Origin of the sequence: Moorena producens PAL-8-15-08-1, from assembly GCF_001767235.1 — a bacterium.
Taxonomy (GTDB): Bacteria; Cyanobacteriota; Cyanobacteriia; order Cyanobacteriales; family Coleofasciculaceae; genus Moorena; species Moorena producens_A.
The window spans coordinates 912,284-929,898 of record NZ_CP017599.1 but is presented as its reverse complement, the minus strand read 5'-3'; the positions used below and the strand labels follow the sequence as shown (position 1 = coordinate 929,898).

At 43.6% G+C, this 17,615-nt stretch carries 18 protein-coding genes; 12 read left to right on the top strand and 6 right to left on the bottom strand.

Annotated features, from left to right (window positions below; translation table 11 throughout):
• Positions 1-347: 347 nt before the first annotated feature.
• From BJP34_RS48315 to pth, 4 genes are all read left to right on the top strand, one after another.
• Complete coding sequence (locus BJP34_RS48315; RefSeq protein WP_267876470.1) at positions 348-470, top strand: hypothetical protein; 123 nt, start codon at positions 348-350, stop codon at positions 468-470.
• Between the two features lie 64 nt (positions 471-534).
• Positions 535-2,058: a cryptochrome/photolyase family protein gene (locus tag BJP34_RS03605; protein WP_070391160.1), complete on the top strand. Its 1,524-nt coding sequence runs from the start codon at positions 535-537 to the stop codon at positions 2,056-2,058.
• Between the two features lie 714 nt (positions 2,059-2,772).
• Complete coding sequence (locus BJP34_RS03600; RefSeq protein ID WP_070391159.1) at positions 2,773-2,997, top strand: DUF2811 domain-containing protein; 225 nt, start codon at positions 2,773-2,775, stop codon at positions 2,995-2,997.
• Positions 2,998-3,205: 208 nt separating this feature from the next.
• Positions 3,206-3,850, top strand: a complete 645-nt coding sequence (pth, locus tag BJP34_RS03595) for an aminoacyl-tRNA hydrolase (RefSeq protein WP_070391158.1) — start codon at positions 3,206-3,208, stop codon at positions 3,848-3,850.
• Between the two features lie 188 nt (positions 3,851-4,038).
• Here the strand turns inward: pth and BJP34_RS03590 are convergent, their stop codons facing one another.
• Positions 4,039-5,325 carry a hypothetical protein gene (locus BJP34_RS03590; RefSeq protein ID WP_070391157.1) on the bottom strand — a complete coding sequence of 429 codons (1,287 nt, stop codon included), beginning with the start codon at positions 5,323-5,325 and terminating at the stop codon, positions 4,039-4,041.
• 332 nt (positions 5,326-5,657) lie between these two features.
• Between BJP34_RS03590 and BJP34_RS03585 the strand changes: the two genes are divergently transcribed.
• On the top strand, positions 5,658-7,031 hold the full coding sequence (locus BJP34_RS03585) for a UDP-N-acetylmuramoyl-tripeptide--D-alanyl-D-alanine ligase (RefSeq protein ID WP_070391156.1): 1,374 nt from the start codon (positions 5,658-5,660) through the stop codon (positions 7,029-7,031).
• A gap of 25 nt (positions 7,032-7,056) precedes the next feature.
• Here the strand turns inward: BJP34_RS03585 and dapF are convergent, their stop codons facing one another.
• Positions 7,057-7,905, bottom strand: a complete 849-nt coding sequence (dapF, locus tag BJP34_RS03580; protein WP_070391155.1) for a diaminopimelate epimerase — start codon at positions 7,903-7,905, stop codon at positions 7,057-7,059.
• A gap of 201 nt (positions 7,906-8,106) precedes the next feature.
• Here dapF and BJP34_RS03575 point away from each other — a divergent pair, with 201 nt between their 5' ends.
• Complete coding sequence (locus tag BJP34_RS03575; RefSeq protein WP_070391154.1) at positions 8,107-8,328, top strand: Hfq-related RNA-binding protein; 222 nt, start codon at positions 8,107-8,109, stop codon at positions 8,326-8,328.
• Between the two features lie 207 nt (positions 8,329-8,535).
• Here BJP34_RS03575 and BJP34_RS03570 read toward each other — a convergent pair whose 3' ends face one another.
• Positions 8,536-9,402: a hypothetical protein gene (locus tag BJP34_RS03570; RefSeq protein ID WP_229424229.1), complete on the bottom strand. Its 867-nt coding sequence runs from the start codon at positions 9,400-9,402 to the stop codon at positions 8,536-8,538.
• A 406-nt stretch (positions 9,403-9,808) separates the two neighbouring features.
• Between BJP34_RS03570 and BJP34_RS03565 the strand changes: the two genes are divergently transcribed.
• On the top strand, positions 9,809-10,753 hold the full coding sequence (locus tag BJP34_RS03565) for a M23 family metallopeptidase (protein WP_070396474.1): 945 nt from the start codon (positions 9,809-9,811) through the stop codon (positions 10,751-10,753).
• A gap of 774 nt (positions 10,754-11,527) precedes the next feature.
• Complete coding sequence (locus BJP34_RS03560; protein WP_070391152.1) at positions 11,528-12,097, top strand: late competence development ComFB family protein; 570 nt, start codon at positions 11,528-11,530, stop codon at positions 12,095-12,097.
• Positions 12,098-12,159: 62 nt separating this feature from the next.
• On the opposite strand, the gene BJP34_RS03555 is transcribed toward BJP34_RS03560, so the two are convergent.
• Positions 12,160-12,885: a L,D-transpeptidase gene (locus BJP34_RS03555; protein WP_229424228.1), complete on the bottom strand. Its 726-nt coding sequence runs from the start codon at positions 12,883-12,885 to the stop codon at positions 12,160-12,162.
• Positions 12,886-13,070: 185 nt separating this feature from the next.
• On the opposite strand from BJP34_RS03555, the gene BJP34_RS03550 reads away from it, so the two are divergent.
• Together BJP34_RS03550 and BJP34_RS03545 are read left to right on the top strand one after the other, a co-directional pair.
• Positions 13,071-13,724: a sigma-70 family RNA polymerase sigma factor gene (locus tag BJP34_RS03550; RefSeq protein ID WP_070391151.1), complete on the top strand. Its 654-nt coding sequence runs from the start codon at positions 13,071-13,073 to the stop codon at positions 13,722-13,724.
• 206 nt (positions 13,725-13,930) lie between these two features.
• Complete coding sequence (locus BJP34_RS03545) at positions 13,931-14,479, top strand: anti-sigma factor family protein (protein ID WP_070391150.1); 549 nt, start codon at positions 13,931-13,933, stop codon at positions 14,477-14,479.
• A 50-nt stretch (positions 14,480-14,529) separates the two neighbouring features.
• On the opposite strand, the gene BJP34_RS03540 is transcribed toward BJP34_RS03545, so the two are convergent.
• Positions 14,530-15,969 carry a protein adenylyltransferase SelO gene (locus BJP34_RS03540; RefSeq protein WP_324611071.1) on the bottom strand — a complete coding sequence of 480 codons (1,440 nt, stop codon included), beginning with the start codon at positions 15,967-15,969 and terminating at the stop codon, positions 14,530-14,532.
• A gap of 124 nt (positions 15,970-16,093) precedes the next feature.
• On the opposite strand from BJP34_RS03540, the gene BJP34_RS03535 reads away from it, so the two are divergent.
• Positions 16,094-16,345 (top strand): chlororespiratory reduction protein 7, encoded by a 252-nt coding sequence (locus BJP34_RS03535; protein WP_070391149.1) that lies wholly within the window; start codon positions 16,094-16,096, stop codon positions 16,343-16,345.
• Between the two features lie 147 nt (positions 16,346-16,492).
• On the opposite strand, the gene BJP34_RS03530 is transcribed toward BJP34_RS03535, so the two are convergent.
• The gene (locus tag BJP34_RS03530; RefSeq protein WP_070391148.1) at positions 16,493-17,056 is read right to left on the bottom strand and encodes a DUF2854 domain-containing protein; all 564 of its coding nucleotides are present in this window, start codon (positions 17,054-17,056) and stop codon (positions 16,493-16,495) included.
• 322 nt (positions 17,057-17,378) lie between these two features.
• Here BJP34_RS03530 and BJP34_RS45390 point away from each other — a divergent pair, with 322 nt between their 5' ends.
• The gene (locus BJP34_RS45390) at positions 17,379-17,549 is read left to right on the top strand and encodes a hypothetical protein (protein WP_165691818.1); all 171 of its coding nucleotides are present in this window, start codon (positions 17,379-17,381) and stop codon (positions 17,547-17,549) included.
• Positions 17,550-17,615 lie beyond the last annotated feature (66 nt).

Sequence of the window (17,615 nt, the reverse complement as noted above, 5' to 3'; positions counted from 1 at the left end):
ACAGGGAACAGGGAACAGGGAAAAAATACTGTGTACCTCATTATCATGAAAACCGCTAGATAACTGCTCTATATATAGCGTTTATTGCATGTACGAGGTACAGTTAGCAACCTCAAAGTCCCCCTTTTTTAAGGGGGATTTAGGGGGATCCCTTAGTAGCTCATGGAAAACATAATTGCTATAACTATTATTTGATTAATTTTCAAAAAACTCTAAAAAATAATTATTATTGCTGCTAAATAAGCCTCGAAATTTAGAGAATAAAAATTTGATTAATTTCTGAGTAATATCTCCATAAATATACCTTAATAAGGGTTTATTTTTAATTTAATTAATCCCTTATTTTTATGTTCCCTGTTCCCTGTTCCCTGTTCCCTGTTCCCTGTTCCCTACTCCCTACTCCCTACTCCCTGTTCCCTACTCCCTACTCCCTACTCCCTACTCCCTACTCCCCACTCCCTACTTCCTAAAACTCAACACAAAAATCCCTGAAGTTATTGTATGATATCAATACAGTAAAAAGCATTAGCCAGAATGACTATCGGGATTTGGGTACTAGGGGATCAACTTTGGACTGAACAATCAGCCCTAAAAAGTTGTCAAAAAAACCATCAAAATACGCCAGTAATTCTGATTGAATCCCTAAGCTACGTCCAACAAAGACGCTACCACCGCCAAAAACTGGTATTCATTTGGTCAGCCATGCGACACTTTGCTGAGGAATTACGCCAGCAAGGTTGGCCAGTCAGCTATCAAACAGCGGACGACTTTGAAACGCCTCTCCAAGCCTGGGTCACAAAAAATACGATTACCGAACTACGGGTAATGACGCCCAATGACCGACCCTTTGCAGAAATAATTGGCAACCTAAAACTAAATTGCCAAATTACCTTTATTCCCAACAATCATTTTCTGTGGAGCGAGTCTGATTTTAAAACCTGGGCGAAATCTCAAAAACGTCTAATAATGGAAAACTTCTATCGGGTGGGGCGCAAGCGATTTAATAGTTTGATGGCAGGAAATAAGCCAATTGGTGGCAAATGGAATTTCGATAAACAAAATCGTAAACCCCCAAAACGTAATCTAAATCCACCAGACGCCCTGTGGTTTGAACCCGACCCAATCACCCAAGACGTGATCAACGCCGTTAATGCTCAAAACTTTCCCACCTACGGAAAAACAGAACCATTCCGTTGGGCGGTCAATCGCCATCAAGCTCTTCAAGTATTAGACTTTTTCATTCACCATCGCCTACCCAATTTTGGTCCCTATCAAGATGCCATGGTCACCAACGAAGATACCATGTGGCACTCCCTAATTTCCCCTTACCTCAATATCGGCTTACTCCAACCTGAGGAAGTAATTAAAGCAGTGGAGAATGCTTATCACCAAAACCAACTCGACTTAAGCAGCACAGAAGGATTTATTCGTCAAGTGCTGGGTTGGCGGGAATATATGCACGGCATTTATATCTATATGAACCCTGACTACTCCCAAAGCAATTGGTTCAACCACACCCAGCCCCTACCTGACTTTTACTGGCATGCCCAGAAAACAGACATGAACTGTTTACGCCAAATTTTGAGTCAGGTTGAACGCACCGGTTACGCCCATCACATTCAGCGACTGATGGTGTTGAGCAATTTTGCTCTAATTGTTGGAGTTTCCCCTCAATCTATAGAAGAATGGTTTCATGGAGCCTTTATCGATGCCCATGATTGGGTGATGCAAACCAATGTGATTGGCATGGGTCAGTTTGCCGATGGCGGCATCCTAGCATCCAAACCTTACGCTGCCTCAGCTAACTACATCAATAAAATGAGCGACTACTGCAGCAGTTGTGGTTACAATCCTCGGAAACGCACTGGAGAGGGAGCCTGTCCCTTTAATTTCTTATACTGGGATTTTCTTTGCCGCCACCGTGAGCAACTCAAGGCTCAAGGCCGCATGAGTTTAGTCTTGTCCCACATCGACAAAATCTCTGATCAAGACATACAACAAATTCATGAAGAAGCTTTAAGGTGGCGTAGGGACAATATACCCGACAATACCACATAATTATAGTAGAAGCAATTAGTCAGTAGTTAGATTTTTTTCCTTGTTTTTTCCTTAAGGAGTCAACTCAAGAGTTTGCTAATACTAGTTCACTAACACTAGTTTACTAATATATCAGGAATCACAATTTACAATGACCCCATCTGTGGTCACCAGTTTTCCACCGCCAACGAAACTGTAAGAATTCTTATCGTTTCTCCCAAATTTCCCCCACAGATTCCCCACTGTTTCCACACAGAGCTTCAAGCTTTTCCACAGTTTTCCCATAGTTTTCCACAAGCCTCAACGGTGGCATTAGGTATTCCAGTTTTACTGGGGATTTTCCCGACTTAGTATTCCGCAGTAGTTAAGACCACAGTTTATGTAAAGTTGTGTAACAAAAAAGCGCCTCAAACCCTGATTATTTGGTATACATTTCGGCATGTCAACAAGAGTTGTAATATTTCGCAGCATTGACAAACCCACCCCATTTCAGATGAAAATGGTGCGACCAACCTATAAAAAAATTTGCTCTCAGCTAACCTACGCCGACTAGCAGGGGTTAGCACGGACTACCCTACCTGATTTGGGGATAGTTCTGAACTAAAGCAAGGGTGACATCAAAATTCAGTGCTTCGGTGCTGGCTTGTCTTGGCTTTCTTTTGGCCAAGGCAGTTATCTGAAGTGCTTGAAATCAGGTGGCTTTTTCCAAAAATACCTTTATATGAAGAGGTGACTATGAACGCAACCGTAAGTATCCTGGCAGAAATCCCCGAAGACCTGCACGAGTCTCTCAAGCGCTACCTAGAAACCCATCCTAGCTGGGACCAAGACCGGGTCTTCGCAGCAGCACTTTCCCTATTTTTGCTCCAAAATGGTATTGGTAAGACTCCAGAAACGTCCCAGAGTTATCGCGCTTGTGCTCGTGTCTATCTGGAATCCCTCTTTCAATATCCTGCGTAGTTAATCCGGGATGGGGAAAGGTATAACGTGTGAAATATAACGTGTGAAATATAACATGTAAAGTATGACGTGTCAAGTTCCGCACCCATGCCTGCACGGCTTCGCCCTACTCCCCACTCCCTTGTTATGATGTCCGGAAACATCTAGATCATAAAGGGTAGGTAATGGGTTACCCATTACCTACCCTTGACCCAAACGATTTTTGACCATGAGCACTATCGAAACAACCGGACAAATTATAATTCCTCAACTGATTGTGGGTTTAGGTAATCCGGAACCCAAGTACAATAAAACGCGGCACAATATCGGTTTTGAAGTAGTCGATGCGATCGCACGTCGATTACAGATTTCAGGGAGCGAAAATCGCCGCTTTCAGGGATGGTTTGGTCAAGGAATTGGACTAAAAGGAAATAAGCTAAGCTTGCTCAAGCCCCTTACATACATGAATCGCTCTGGACAAGCAATTCGGGCGGTGACTGATTGGTACAAGCTCACACCTGAGTCGGTCTTGATCATTTATGATGATATGGACTTACCAGTAGGGCGTTTGCGTCTGCGCCTTTCCGGTTCAGCGGGAGGACACAATGGCATGAAATCCGCAATTGCCCATCTGGGTACGCAAAACTTCCCTCGCCTGCGCATTGGTATTGGCAAATCCAGTCAGAAGCCAGACACGATCTCCCACGTCCTAGGAAAATTTTCACCTCAGGAAACCGAGTTAATGTCGGAAGTAGTCCAACTAGCCGTTGAGGCAGTTGAACTGTCTCTTAAGCAAGGTGTAGAAAAGGCCATGAGTCTCTACAATAATCGGAATTTGGCAACTATAGCAAAGGGAACAGGGAGTAGGGAGTAGCAAGTAGGAAGTAGGAAGTAGCAAGTAGGAAGTAGGAAGTAGGGAGTAGCAAGTAGGGAGTAGGGAGTAGGGAGTAGAGAGTAGGGAGTAGGGAGTAGGGAGTAAGGGAGTGGTAAAAAATCCTGTGTACCTGATCGGTCTGATCAACCCTATAGTTATAGCGCTAGGCTACAATTCACAGAATCCGATCACATAATCTGATTAAGGAAGGAGATATCAGCTGAGCCAAAATGGACACTCAAGGCAATATTCAAGTTTTCCAGAGACGGGACTAACCAGGGTACGCTGTTTCTGGTTTGGGACTCGTAGTGGTTAAACAAAATCGAAAATCGCTTTTCTAAATAGGGCTTGACTTTAGCGCAGACCAATACAATCTTGAGCAATAGTCCAGTGGTAATTGTGGTTCCTACATTGGTAATCAAATCAACAAACGTATAGTGATTGGGGCGCTTAGGACTTTCCACCACCAAAAAGTTTAACAATTGACTACAGGTACGCACCACCATAAATTCATTGGGCCTTTGGTAATCCCATTCAGGCAAGGTGTTTTGCAAATGAGTATACAATCGCTTGTTAAACTGTTGCCTCCCATAGCCTGGGTCAATCGAGGCAACTAAATATTCATATAAATCGTCCTTGAAGTCTTTGAAAAAAGCTGTGTGCCGACTGTGGGTATGGAAGCTACGAGCAACATCTCGGTAGGTGTAAGACCCTTGCACTTTGCCAACAAACTGCTTGAGAGCACTCGCCAACTCTCGTTCGCTTAGCAATGTGGGATTTGACACTGGTTGAATTATCCGTTTTGGAGTCGTGATAGCCCGATTTCGCATGACATTGGCGCATCGCACCTGATAGGTTACGTACTTAGATAAATCACACTCAAAGCGCCGTTGAACCCTAGCTTGAACTTGCCGGACAGTTTGCTGATATTCCTGAGAGCTGTCTTCACTGAGTAAGCAATGTTCATATAAGTAGGGATACCGCTGAATCAAGTTTGCCACTCGCTTAGAACCATTAGAGTATAGAGGTGTATCACTCATTACTATGGACAGACGTTGCAAGGTTAGATATTGCTCTGTTCTTTTGAACAGCTGCATTAGTTCCCGCAGGCGTCTAGGAGCCCGAGAGTGAACCCTTAAAGGAGACGGCACATGATCAAACACAGCTACCAATTCTTGGACTGCTCTTCTGGAGTGTGGTTTCAGATGCCAGTGATTGATCAGAATATGACAGCAGCGATTGATCACAAATCGGAACTCTGTCGGAGCCCGCTTATCCATTACTATCTTTTCCAAGGCCAACCAGATGTCAAAATCTTCGTATCCTACTCCATCCAGGAAGAGCCTTTGGAAGCGTTCAATTGATTGCTTTGGTGATTCTACCCTTACCCACTGGAGTAAGTGATTGTAGACTTGCTGCTCTGGCAAGCTAATATGTCGAATTTCCGATTCTTTAGAGTCTCTCCAGGTGGTCACTTTCGGTAGCTCTCCTAGGTGCTAAATCTAGGGCTCATCAATGGTGGTTGGCTTGAAAAGATGAAAATTCAACTTTAAATGGCTTAGCTAACACAAAGAGAGTTTGGCCTATCACAATTAATCTACGATGGTAGATATATTCTAATGATCACCTAAACTTGAGGTGAGCTATTATAGTACTAGTATATCTTCATCTACTCTTTACCTAATTGTGCAAATGAGTGTAAATTGTGAAAATTAAGTAAAAACAATGTGAAATTTATTGAATTACCTGGAAAATAGAGCGTTTAGATAAAACAGCACAATTAGGACACTGGGAGAAAAATAAGGTTATGGTGTGTCGGCTTCTTGTAGGAAAATTAGTTGACATTCTCGCCGCCAAGACAGTAGGCATTCCAGAAAAAATCCTGGAAAAGTCATTCACTGGCATTACCACAGATACCCGTCACCTTGAGCCGGGTCAACTATTTTTAGCACTGCGGGGTGAAAAGTTTGATGGTCATGATTATGCAGCTCTGGCTGTAGAGAAGGGGGCATTAGCGGTCATTGCCGAGGCGACTAACGTCAGCCAACTCGAAGGTTTGCCCCTGATTCAGGTAGAAAATACTCTCAAAACCTACCAGCAAATTGCTCGGTGGTGGCGTGACCAGTTTCAGATTCCCGTCATTGCTGTCACTGGTTCTGTAGGCAAAACGACCACTAAGGAGCTAATCGCAGCAGTTTTGTCTACTAAAGGCACTGTGCTCAAAACCCAGGCCAATTACAACAATGAAATTGGTGTACCCAAAACCTTGCTGGAGTTGGCACCAGACCATGACTATGCTGTAATCGAGATGGCAATGCGTGGTTCAGGACAGATTGCTGAGTTGACCGAGATCGCCAACCCTACGGTGGGCGTGATTACTAATGTGGGTACAGCTCATATTGGTCTGTTGGGTTCTACGGAAGCGATCGCAAAAGCCAAGTGTGAGTTATTAGCCCATATGTCCAACAACGGTGTAGCAGTTCTCAATCACGACAATCAACGCCTAATTGACACCGCAGCTCAGGTTTGGCAAGGGCAAACCATAACCTATGGTTTAGAGGGTGGTCATGTCCAAGGAGAGTTGATTGCACCAGAAATCCTGAAAGTAGAGGGCATGGAGTTTCCTATCCCCCTCCCAGGTCGCCACAATGCCCTGAACTATCTCGGGGCTCTAGCCATTGGGAAATTATTGGGAGTGGATTGGGAAACCCTCAGGAATGGTTTAAAGGTTGAGCTACCGGCAGGTCGAGCCCAGCGTTATGAGTTACCTAACGATGTAGTGATTCTCGATGAAACCTACAATGCTGGAGTTGAATCTATGGTAGCTGCTCTAGAAATGCTGGCTCAGACTCCTGGCAAACGCCATATAGCAGTACTTGGGGCGATGAAGGAATTGGGAACAAAATCCGGTGAACTTCATCAGCAAGTGGGTCAAAAGGTTGAGCAACTAAATATAGATGGCTTGCGGATTTTGGTGGATGAAAGTGAGCCAGAAGCAGAAGCGATCGCAACCGGTGTTACTTCCGTGCCAGTTGAGTGTTTCTGTGAGTCTAATCCTCTAGTGGAACATCTACTGGGGTTTGTCCAACCTGGGGATCGTCTATTGTTTAAAGCCTCCCATTCCGTTGGTCTCGATCAGGTAGTCAAGCAGTTTAAAGCAGGATTTCCCCAGCAAGATTGATCTCAAGCCAGGAAATCTGGGCTTATCATGAGATTTGCGATAGTTTACCGGTGAAAACTTGCTCAGCTGGCCCAGTCATGTAAACTCGCTGGTCGGTTTCGGACCATTCAATGTCAAGACAACCACCAGGAAGCTCCACGGTACAAATGCGATCGCATTTGTTAGTTAACACACCAGCCACCACAGAAGCACAAGCCCCCGTCCCACAGGCGAGAGTTGCCCCAGCACCCCGCTCCCAAACCCGCATCTTGATATAATCGGGACGCACCACTTGGATAAATTCTGTATTGGTTCGTTGGGGGAAAACTGAGTGATGCTCAAACAGTGGACCAATGGTTTCCAGAGGTATGGCATCGGCATCCTCCACAAAGGTAATACAGTGAGGATTCCCCATACTGACACAGGTAACCTCCCATAATTTGTCGGCTATTTCGATCGGGGTATTGATTACCTTTTGGTCAGCCTCTGCCAAAACAGTGGGAATTTGAGCTGCACTAAGCTGGGGCATCCCCATATCCACCCTGACTTTACCATCGCCCTTGAGTTCAGGAATGATCACCCCAGCCAGGGTATGGATCCGATAGTGGGTTTTGTGATTATCCCCCTCTAAATCAGCCAGAAACTTTCCTAAACAGCGAATCCCATTACCACACATCTCTGGTTCAGAACCATCAGAGTTGAAAATCCGCATCGTATAGTCAGTACCCTCTTGTCCTGGCAGGGCAAAAATCACACCATCTGCACCGATTCCAAAATTGCGATCGCATAGCTGCAGCGCTTGATCTGAGGTTATTCTGGGTTCCGGGTCATCCCGATTATCAATCAGAATAAAGTCATTCCCCAGTCCATGGTACTTTGTAAACTCCATAGTCAATTCCCTATTAATCGGCTCTGGTGCTATGGTAATTCTTTTGCAGCCTTTTGTTTAAGTTTCGCTAATTTTCGCCGATTTAGCTACCGACTGATTAAAATACTTGTTCTAATTATGCTGCCCAAAACGCCAAAAACCCTCCTGGCCAAGTATGATTGGTTATGATTGTTAGGGTTCCCACACATCCCACGATTTTTTGTGATTATGGCCCAATTCGATACCGGCTTGCCCAGTATTAGTCAAATTCAAGGCTATATCAAAGACCAACAACTCCTAGAGCTAAAACTTCTCACTGGAGATTCCTTTAGCGGACAATTGTGCTGGCAAGATCAAAACTGCCTGTGTCTGATCACTCAAGATCAGCAGACCATCATGATCCCTTATCATGCGATCGCTTATCTAAAGCCACAGGCACCTAAAGCCTAAAGGTAACCATTCAGCCGTCAGTGGTCAGTTTATTTTATTCAAAGGTACGCTCTTACCATTAAGAATTAAATTCGCGTGATTGTCGCACCATTAAGCACCGATTGCGCTACTTGAGGTGCTGCGAGAACAGTAGCGTGGCCTTTAGCTGATACGCGACACGCTGATAGCTGATTGCTAAAGGTTAAAGGCTAAAGGCTGAAGTTTGATTTACAACTTATAGCTTAGTCCAGTCAGTAACAATATAGTTGCGATAATACAGCCGAAGCATCCCAGGGCAAGATTAGTCATATTCGATTGACTTGCTGATGCTAGGGCTGTATTGAGATCCGGTGAAGTTAGACGTTCATAGTTTTTTATTGCCACATTCGCTTCTGGTAAAGAAGAGATCAGACTACCAATAAAATAATGTAAACCTACAAACACTGCTGATCCCAACCACTGACTTAATACTGAACTATATAGTTCAGTATAGGCCAAGAATAAGGCATTTAAAACATAACATAATACCGTCAGGGATATAGTCCCTAAAAAAAACTTCCACCAGTTTGACTCAAAATCTTCCTCAGTGATATCTTCAAATAATCCTGGGCGCTTCTTTTTCAAGTTATTTTCAAAATACACAAATATCCCAATCCCAATTATACAGATCAACACTCCGATTAATAACCAGTGCCATGTTCTTAATGGGATGTCTTCTGATAAATAATTAAACTGAAAGCCTCCGGTTAGGCACCAATAGGCTATACTGGCAAATCCAAACATACTTAAGGACATAATTGAATGCCAAATTACCAATTTTTTTTCACGATTGATTAGAGTCATTAGATTTAATATCTTATTGAAATCCCTCTTGAAAAACCACTTAACTAAAACAAAGAATGGAGCAACAAAAAACATAAGATAAATGTTTGCAAAATTTGACCCTAGTGGGGTAGCTATCCCTCCTAGCCTACCTAATCCCAGTGAGACAAGCATTAAAAGTAACTCAGGATTGTTGGTACTTGAGTTAATAACCAAGGTGCGTTGCTCGCGCCCTAAATAGTCACCAGCAAGACCCGCTGCACAGCTCACCATCAAATCAGTGGTGTAGGGAATTAACCAAAAGCAAAATGTTACGGCTGTAATTAAAGAAATCACCAGGAAGGGGATTTCACCAATGAAGTCATGGAGCTTGATGATCCAACTGTCCATTAATTTAAACCTCGACTTAGTTTGGCAATCGTGAGTTACCCTTAAAAAAAACTATTTCATAGTTTGGTATTGATTGATATAGAGCATCCATCGACCGAGTTAGCCTAACCGTTAGTGTGATAGACTATCGACCTTACTTAGATGTCCTTTTATGATGGCACCTGACTCAATCTTCTTTGGTCCGGTTCATCTGCAAACTAGATGGAATTGGAAACACACTGGGCTAAATGATAGTCTATGCCCCAGTAGCTAAAGAATAAAAATCTATAGTCGCACTTTGTATAAGTCAGTGAAATCACTATCCTCTCATGGCTCACTATCAGGGCTAGAGCACTATTCTCCTTCTAGTCCCACCCCACTTCTGAGTGCAAAGCACCTTGCCAAACGCCTGATTACAACGACAGCAATAGCCCTGGCATCGGGTTTTGTAGCCCTGTGCCAACCAGTGCAAGCTTTACAGGTACAAGTTCAACCAGACAATCCCCAGTTAGGCGATACTTTGTCAGTGGTAATTCAAACCGAAACAGTTGGTTCACCACCAACCGTTTCTATGGGTCAAAAGACCTATCCTACCTTTGCAGCAGGGACAAATCGTTATCGCGCTTTAGTACCCACTACCCCATTAGATAAACCAGGAAAATTGGTTTTGCGGGTGGCTGGTGATGGTAAAGTCAACAACATAGCTGTACCACTTCAGAATCGGTCTTTCCCTGTCCAACGCATCCGGCTGTCTGGCAAAGCCTCTGCCCCAGCAACCCAATTTGAATTAAATCGGGTTGCCCAGTTTAAAAAATTATTGACCCCAGAAAAATTCTGGAATGGTAAATTCTATAGACCCAACAATGCTCGTGTCTCCAGCGTTTTCGGTATTCGTCGCTACTACAACGGTGTCTTTGCTAAAAACTACTACCATCGTGGTGTTGACTATGCTGGTGGCTTCGGTTCACCAGTAGTAGCACCAGCAGCAGGACGGATAGCACTAGTGGGACGAGAGTCTCAAGGTTTCCGGGTTCATGGTAACACTGTAGGGATTAACCATGGTCAAGGGGTACTCAGTATCATGCTGCACTTGAGCCAAATTAAAGTTAAAGAGGGGGATTTTGTTCAAGCTGGCCAGGTCATTGGTAGCATTGGTTCTACAGGTGCTTCCACTGGTCCTCATCTACATTGGGGTCTCTATGTTCACGGTCAGTCGGTTGACCCGGTACCCTGGAGATGGCAAGGTGTGAATTGACCTCACCCCAGCCCATTACTTAAGTGGATCACCTATACAATAACTAAGCCAGTACATTTATTATCATAGATAAATCTTAGGTGCGCTCTTCTTCGTCGAATTAAATTCGCCACGAGTCGCACCTAAACATCAAGGGTTAGTAAACAGCTAGAAAAAATGTCGCAGAGTCTACCAAAAACTCTTATTATTTGTTAAACTTAAATTAGGGTAACACCGATAGGGATTATTATGTAACTTAAATTAAAGCCGAAAACCAAGGGTTTAAGAGTTGCGCTCTCGACCTACGGTGGAACCAACTTTTTTGACATTTTTATGGCGCTCGCGGTATATTCCGTCAGAGAAGCGCGGAGATACCCCCTGGATATGAAAGCATCTTGCCTGGGCGGGCGAGGGTCTATCTTGGTAGACTTTGGTAGCTAAAAAGTATCGGTAAAGCTTAAAGGTTAAAGGGAACCGGCAAGAGGGAAAAATTTTCTTTCCTCTTGCCGGTTCCCTATGGGTTAGCTGTTAACTTGTCCTGGCTTTAGGAATTAGTGGTTATTGACCACTACTCCATAAATTCCTCGTGTTTATAGTTAGTCATGGTATAAAGCCCTATGGCTAACTTACTTTTTTTGATTTTACTAGAAAATCCCACATACCACTGACTCCGCTTCACGAAATCCCCCAGATTCACCCATCGGTATCAGCTTAATCAGATCAAGACGAAGCTAAATTCCTAGATTATACTATTAATTATTTTGACCATTAAATCAATAGCTATTAAATCTACTCATGAGAATTGAGCAAATTGTAGAAAAAGCGTTGAAAGATGGCTACTTAACTCCCCTGATGGAGAGTGAGGTCGGTCGCCTTTGTGACACAGCTTCGGAACTCTCCATAGAAGAATATATGGCATTAGACAAGCTGATGGGGGCGCTGCTATCTGGTGAGGTGGTTACAGTTGCTCGCAAGCAGTTTATCAATGTCATGGAAGAGTTGGTATTAAGCGAAGCAATTGATCAAGTTACCAAGATAGAAGACAAGAGCGATCGCTTTCTGGAGGTAGGAGATATTGCTGCCTATGCCCTCAATAGACTGCCCCCTCTCTATGCCACTACCGAAAAAGGTGCTCAATACCAGCGTAAAAGAGCAAAGCAAGACCTAATGGATTTAATTAACAATCAAGTCAAGGATGCCATAGCCAAATACCTAGAGCGACCTGATTTTGGCGCTGATCGCCAAGCAATCCGCAAAAAAACCAGCAAAGATCTGATGGGACAGATTAGTAGTATGTTAGAGGGCTGTGCACCAGGCTTTGAGCCCAAGCCTCAGCGCTCAAATGGATTACATGGATTACGTTGAGTCAATGTTAACAGGTTATGGTAAAAAAAAATTTTAAAGTACAATTTTTGGCGTTGAGATGTTTAATTTCTCACAATTACTGGTGTTCCTAGACTGACCTGCTCATACAACTGTTTAATATCCTGGTTGAGCATCCGTAAGCAGCCGTGGGAAACCGCTTTGCCGATTAGCTCTTCTTCATCAGTGCCATGAAGCCCGATTTGATGGTGTCCGTCAGACCAAAAACCAATCCACCTTTCTCCTAAAGGATTATCAGGTCCAGGAGGTATGAGTTCACCAGTAATCGGTTCTTTCCAAATAGGGTTGGGTTGTTTGCGAATAATTTTGAAACTGCCAGTGGGTGTATCCCAACCGGGTTTACCAATAGCAATTGGGTGGCTCTGGAGCAATTGTTCTCCCCAGTACAAGTAGACCGTAGTATCACTCAAATCCACAACTACCTGGTAAGTAATAGCAGCAATTGCATCAGTAAAATAAGAGGTGGCTGGTAAAACCTTGGGAATTTTTGATTTCAGTCTCTTTAGCGTTACCTGAGGTTTTATCAGATCTGAGGCTGTTTTTTCGGATGACAACGGTTCCAGTTCTGGGTATACTGAAGAGGTTTTTGTCAGCGTCTTATCTGTATCGAGTCGTGCTATGGTCAACCGAGAGGTTGCTGGCAAGACCTGGCTAATCTCAGGTGTAAGTTGCTTCAGCTTAAGCTGTGGTAGTTTAGCTGAGATTAACAATCCTGCTGACCCAAAGCAAAATATCATTAAGCTAGTGTTAATTGAGTTGCTTATGGCCATAATTAATTTATTTAATAGTTAATTAATTGGAAATGACTAGTTAATTTAATAGTTAATTGGCTGTTTGCTGGCTCAGTCCACTACAAGCGTGAAAATGTAAGATAGACTAGTGCTCGATGAGCGGGAACCAATCGCAGAAGTTGGGAGTCAATGAGAGGAAGAAAGTTTTAGAAGCTATTCCAATCATGAGTCAACCAATTTCTCTATCCTGGTCAACAGAGGTAACACTTCCTCAAGTGCCGGTGCAACCTGAGAAACTCTCTAACTATGATTTGGTTTTACGCTGTCAGGAAGGTATGAATCCTGACCGCACAGCCTTTGCTGAGCTACTACGTCGGTATCAGTCCCACGTGGATAAGATTTTGTATCACTTAGCACCAGACTGGCAAGATCGCTCCGATTTAGCCCAAGAGGTCTGGATTAGGGTTTACCGTAATATTAAACGACTTAATGAACCAGTCAAGTTCAAAGGTTGGTTAAGCCGTATTGCCACCAATCTTTTCTATGATGAGCTCCGCAAACGCAAGCGGGTAGCCCACCCCCTGTCTCTGGATGCACCACGTCATATGGATGATGGCGATATGGATTGGGAAATTGCTTCAGCAGAGCCTGGTCCAGAAGAAGATATGACGACCAGAGAGTTTTATGAGCAACTGCACAAGGCAATATCAGAGTTGCCAGAAGTGTTTCGTACTACCATCATCCTTAGGGAAATCGAAGGTATGGCTTATGAAGAAATTGCCGAAATTACTGGCGCTTCTCTCGGAACCGTTAAGTCTAGAATTGCTAGAGCAAGAGCGAGATTGCAATCTCACCTGCAAGCTTATCTAGATTCCTAAACATCAGTATAGTTACTTAATAATATATCAAATCTTTACAAGGCTTGCTTAATCAGATCTTTATCTAAAGCCCATAATTTGAGAAGACAAGCTTGTTCAAATCTTTATCTAAAGCGCCGGATTTCCTTTATTGGTTATTCCCTTAATAGAAAAAATATGGGAGATCTAGTGTGGGGAGTTTACGATGACTCGTTGGTGATGAGAAAATGACCTCTAAATTTAACCCTGATAACACTTATGGGCAGGAATCTGCCAAAGATATGGATTCCCTCAAACGCGATCGCTTTCAATTAATCAGTGCCTACGTTGATGGGGAAGTAACATCAGCAGAGCGCTCTGATGTGCAGCAGCTATTGGCAACTGACCCAGAGGCCAAACGATTATACAATCGACTGCTGATGCTACGTCAGGCATTCCGAGCCATGCCCGTCCCACAAACAGAGCAACCAGCTCAAGAACTGGCACAGCAAGTTTTCTCAAAAATTGACCGCCGCCGGAATCGCCGAAAATTTGTTTGGGGTGGTGCTGCCCTTGCTGCCATGTTTGTCGGTGCGGTTTCGATGATTGTGCCTAATGGACCCTCACCAGTGCCACAGATGGCCACTAACCCAACTCCATTGCCAAAAGCAGAACCCCTCAGGATTGCTCTAAATCGACCGCTGCTAGAGATACCATTAGCTCCAGTGTCATCTCCTAGACCGTCAGGAGTCTTACCAGAAGTTAATGGAAATGTCAACAATCTTAATTTGAATTAAATTAAATTCAGATAAATGGTTCTTGCCTCAGCTTGAAACTAATCACTGTTTCATTGTTTAGCTTGTAGTTTGCTGATCAACTCATAAAACGGCTCCCAATTATCTTCCTGAGTAATTGGCTCCCAAACTGCCTCAATTACAGGTCTGAGTAAAGCAGTGTGCGGATTCTTATCTCGCAAAAGTGTTGACATATCCTTAAGCTGATCAACTGATAAATTTTGTAAAAGGTGGTGGTATAAATTGCGCCAATCTGCTAGGGATGAATACTGAGCATCTGACTCCCAAAAAGATTCTCGGCTCATTATCTGAGTAACATCATCTCGCCAACTCTTATCAAACTGTTGGGCTAATTCAGCAAAGAAAGCGTGATAACCAACCTGAGTATCTTGCAGGAACTGAATCGTTAACCTCAATAACTCTGACTCTTCCGACTCTGGCAACTGTTCAAATCCCAGTTTATTCAGCATCAAGTGCCGATAATTGCGGTAATAATGTTTACCAAACTCGGCTAAACCTGCTTCCATCTCCGATGTTGGGATTACCATCCCTAACGGTTGCTGAAGCATTTCTAAATTTAACTGACAAATTCCAGGTTGATTGCCGTAACTATAGCGCCTGTAATAGTCAAAGTAAGCAGCGGTAAACTTAGGGTCATAGGTGGGGATAAAGGCGAATGGTCCATAATCAAAACTTTCTCCAGTAATCGACATATTGTCGGTATTTAAGACAGCGTGACAAAAACCCGCTGCCATCCACTGGGCTGCTAATCGAGCCACTCGTTCCACCAACTCAGCGTAAAACTGAGCATACTGCTCCTGTTTGTTATCCTCCTTTAGGGGGATTATGCTTGGGTAGTACTGCTCAATCACATGGTCTAATAGCTTCTTGATTAAATCCGGACGCTTAAAGTAATGCAGTCGCTCAAAGGTACCAAACCGGATATGGGAACGGCTAAAACGTACTATAACTGATGAGCGAGTTGGAGAAGGTTCATCACCTCGCCACAGTTGCTCTCCAGTTTCAATCAGGCTCAGACAGCGGGAGGTTAAAACTCCAAGATGGTGCAACGCTTCAGCTGCAAGTACTTCCCGCACCCCTCCTTTGAGGGTCAGTCTACCATCAGCAGTTCGGGAGTAGGGTGTGGTGCCAGAGCCTTTGGTACCGAAGTCGTAAAGTTCCCCATCAATACCTCTTACTTGACCATAGAGAAAACCTCTGCCATCCCCTAGTCTAGGGTTATATTCACCAAATTGATAGCCGTGGTAGCGCAGGGCTAAAAAAGGTCGAACTCCCTGAAATTTACCGAAAGCTTGGATAAAGTCTTGGTCGTTAGTGTCTTGGGGATTTAATCCAATACGGGGTAACAATTGGTCGTTACGAAACCGCAGGATATGCCTAGGAAATTCTGCTGCTGCTACTTCGTCAAAATAGTCATATCCGAGGGATTCTAAGGCTGGCTCGTAGTTGAGAGATAGAAACATATCGATCAGGGTTTTGTAGCTGGCACGGGAATAGGTTTGCAAATGAATAGTTTTTTAGTTACCACAAAGACCCAAAAAATCACAAACATCCTAAGATTATAAACGAAGGAAGAAAGCAGATTTGATCTAAGATATGCCTAATTCTATAATGTTCCAGGAAGATGGGTATGTAGTTCTCGAAACTAATCAGCCAGAGGTGATTCTGACTGCAATGGAGTTAAAGTCAAAGTTAATGGCAATCTTGGCAAATCGTCAGGATGATTTGCCAAGGGATTTGCAGCATTTGACCTCTTTAGAGGAGCAAGGACAGTATTTGATGGAGACCAGCTGTGAATTAGATGTAGGACCTGGAGAGTATTTACAGTGGTATGTAGTCCGCCTCTAAAAACTATACCGACAACAGAACAGCAGCGCTGAGCGCCGATGTCTAGGTAACAAATCGGCGCTCAGCGTCACGGGTTGGTATATGAGCGACTGTTTGAACTAAGAATCCCCGTCTAGGTAACAGCGGGGAGCTTCAAAGGTAAGGTCTTTAGACGCTGGTGGTTTCTTCCGGTATTGCCACTAGTGCTACATCCACCTGGTCTTCTTCAAGTTCGGTTAAATCTACTCTAATACCAGGTCCAAAGAAGTTTTCCAGTTTTTCCTGCTTTTTGAGCCAAGTCTCAAAAGGAATTAGTGGGGAGTCAAATTCGAGAATTAAGGCATAAGCACCATCCACCGAAGTTTCTCGTAACCCCATCAACACAGGTCTTTCTTCATCAGTAGGAGATAAACCAAGGCTTTCCAAGGAACTATCTAGATGGGCTTCTTGACCATAGCGATATCGCATTACGTCTTTGCGAATCTGGTTTTGGATTGGGGTGGCGCTTTGCTCTCGCAGCGTCAGGACTTCAGGAATTGTTGGTTGGCTTAATTCCACAGGCTTTAACTCGGCAGCTTTGAGGGCAAGACCTCCTAGTAGAATCGGAATTCCATAAAAGAATCCCACTAGATTGAGGGTGGCATTATCGGTGGCGTAGGCAACAAAGCCGATTACGGTCAGTAATCCACCAATGACTAGACCTACAGTTCCTAGGGAAGTTCGGGGTAACATTATTTAGCTATGTAACAGAAATAACTCCAGTTTTATTATCATAGAGTGGTGGTCAAGTCATAGAAGTTGACAAAATTACCAATATATGGTTTTGGGTGAATTTTATCCACTCCTATCTGCCCTATCCCCCATCTTCCCATCATTACATGAACCCAATACTCTAATACTCTGATTACTGGCTTGACGGATATTGATGAGTCTAGGTAAGTAAGAATGAAGTAATCAATGCACCAAGTCTTTCTCTTAAATACCTTATTCCCCCTTTTTATGATAAAATCTGATCGTTATCATAAAATTCTTGTAGATAAGAGACAGCCAAAATATGGAGTTGGAAAAAATTAAGGAGCGAATTACCTTAATCACGAGTAAACGGGAATCCTTGTTACGGCTTCTGGAGCAACCCGATTTGGGAACCCTCAGAATTGACGTTAATCAGGCTCTCGAAGAGCTCGATGACCTAATCGATGAATTTAAGCGTACTTTCCCCGAATAGAAAGGCTAACTGATTCCTAAAAAAATTGGCGTTGCTGATTAATGGAATAATTGAGGATAATTAGGT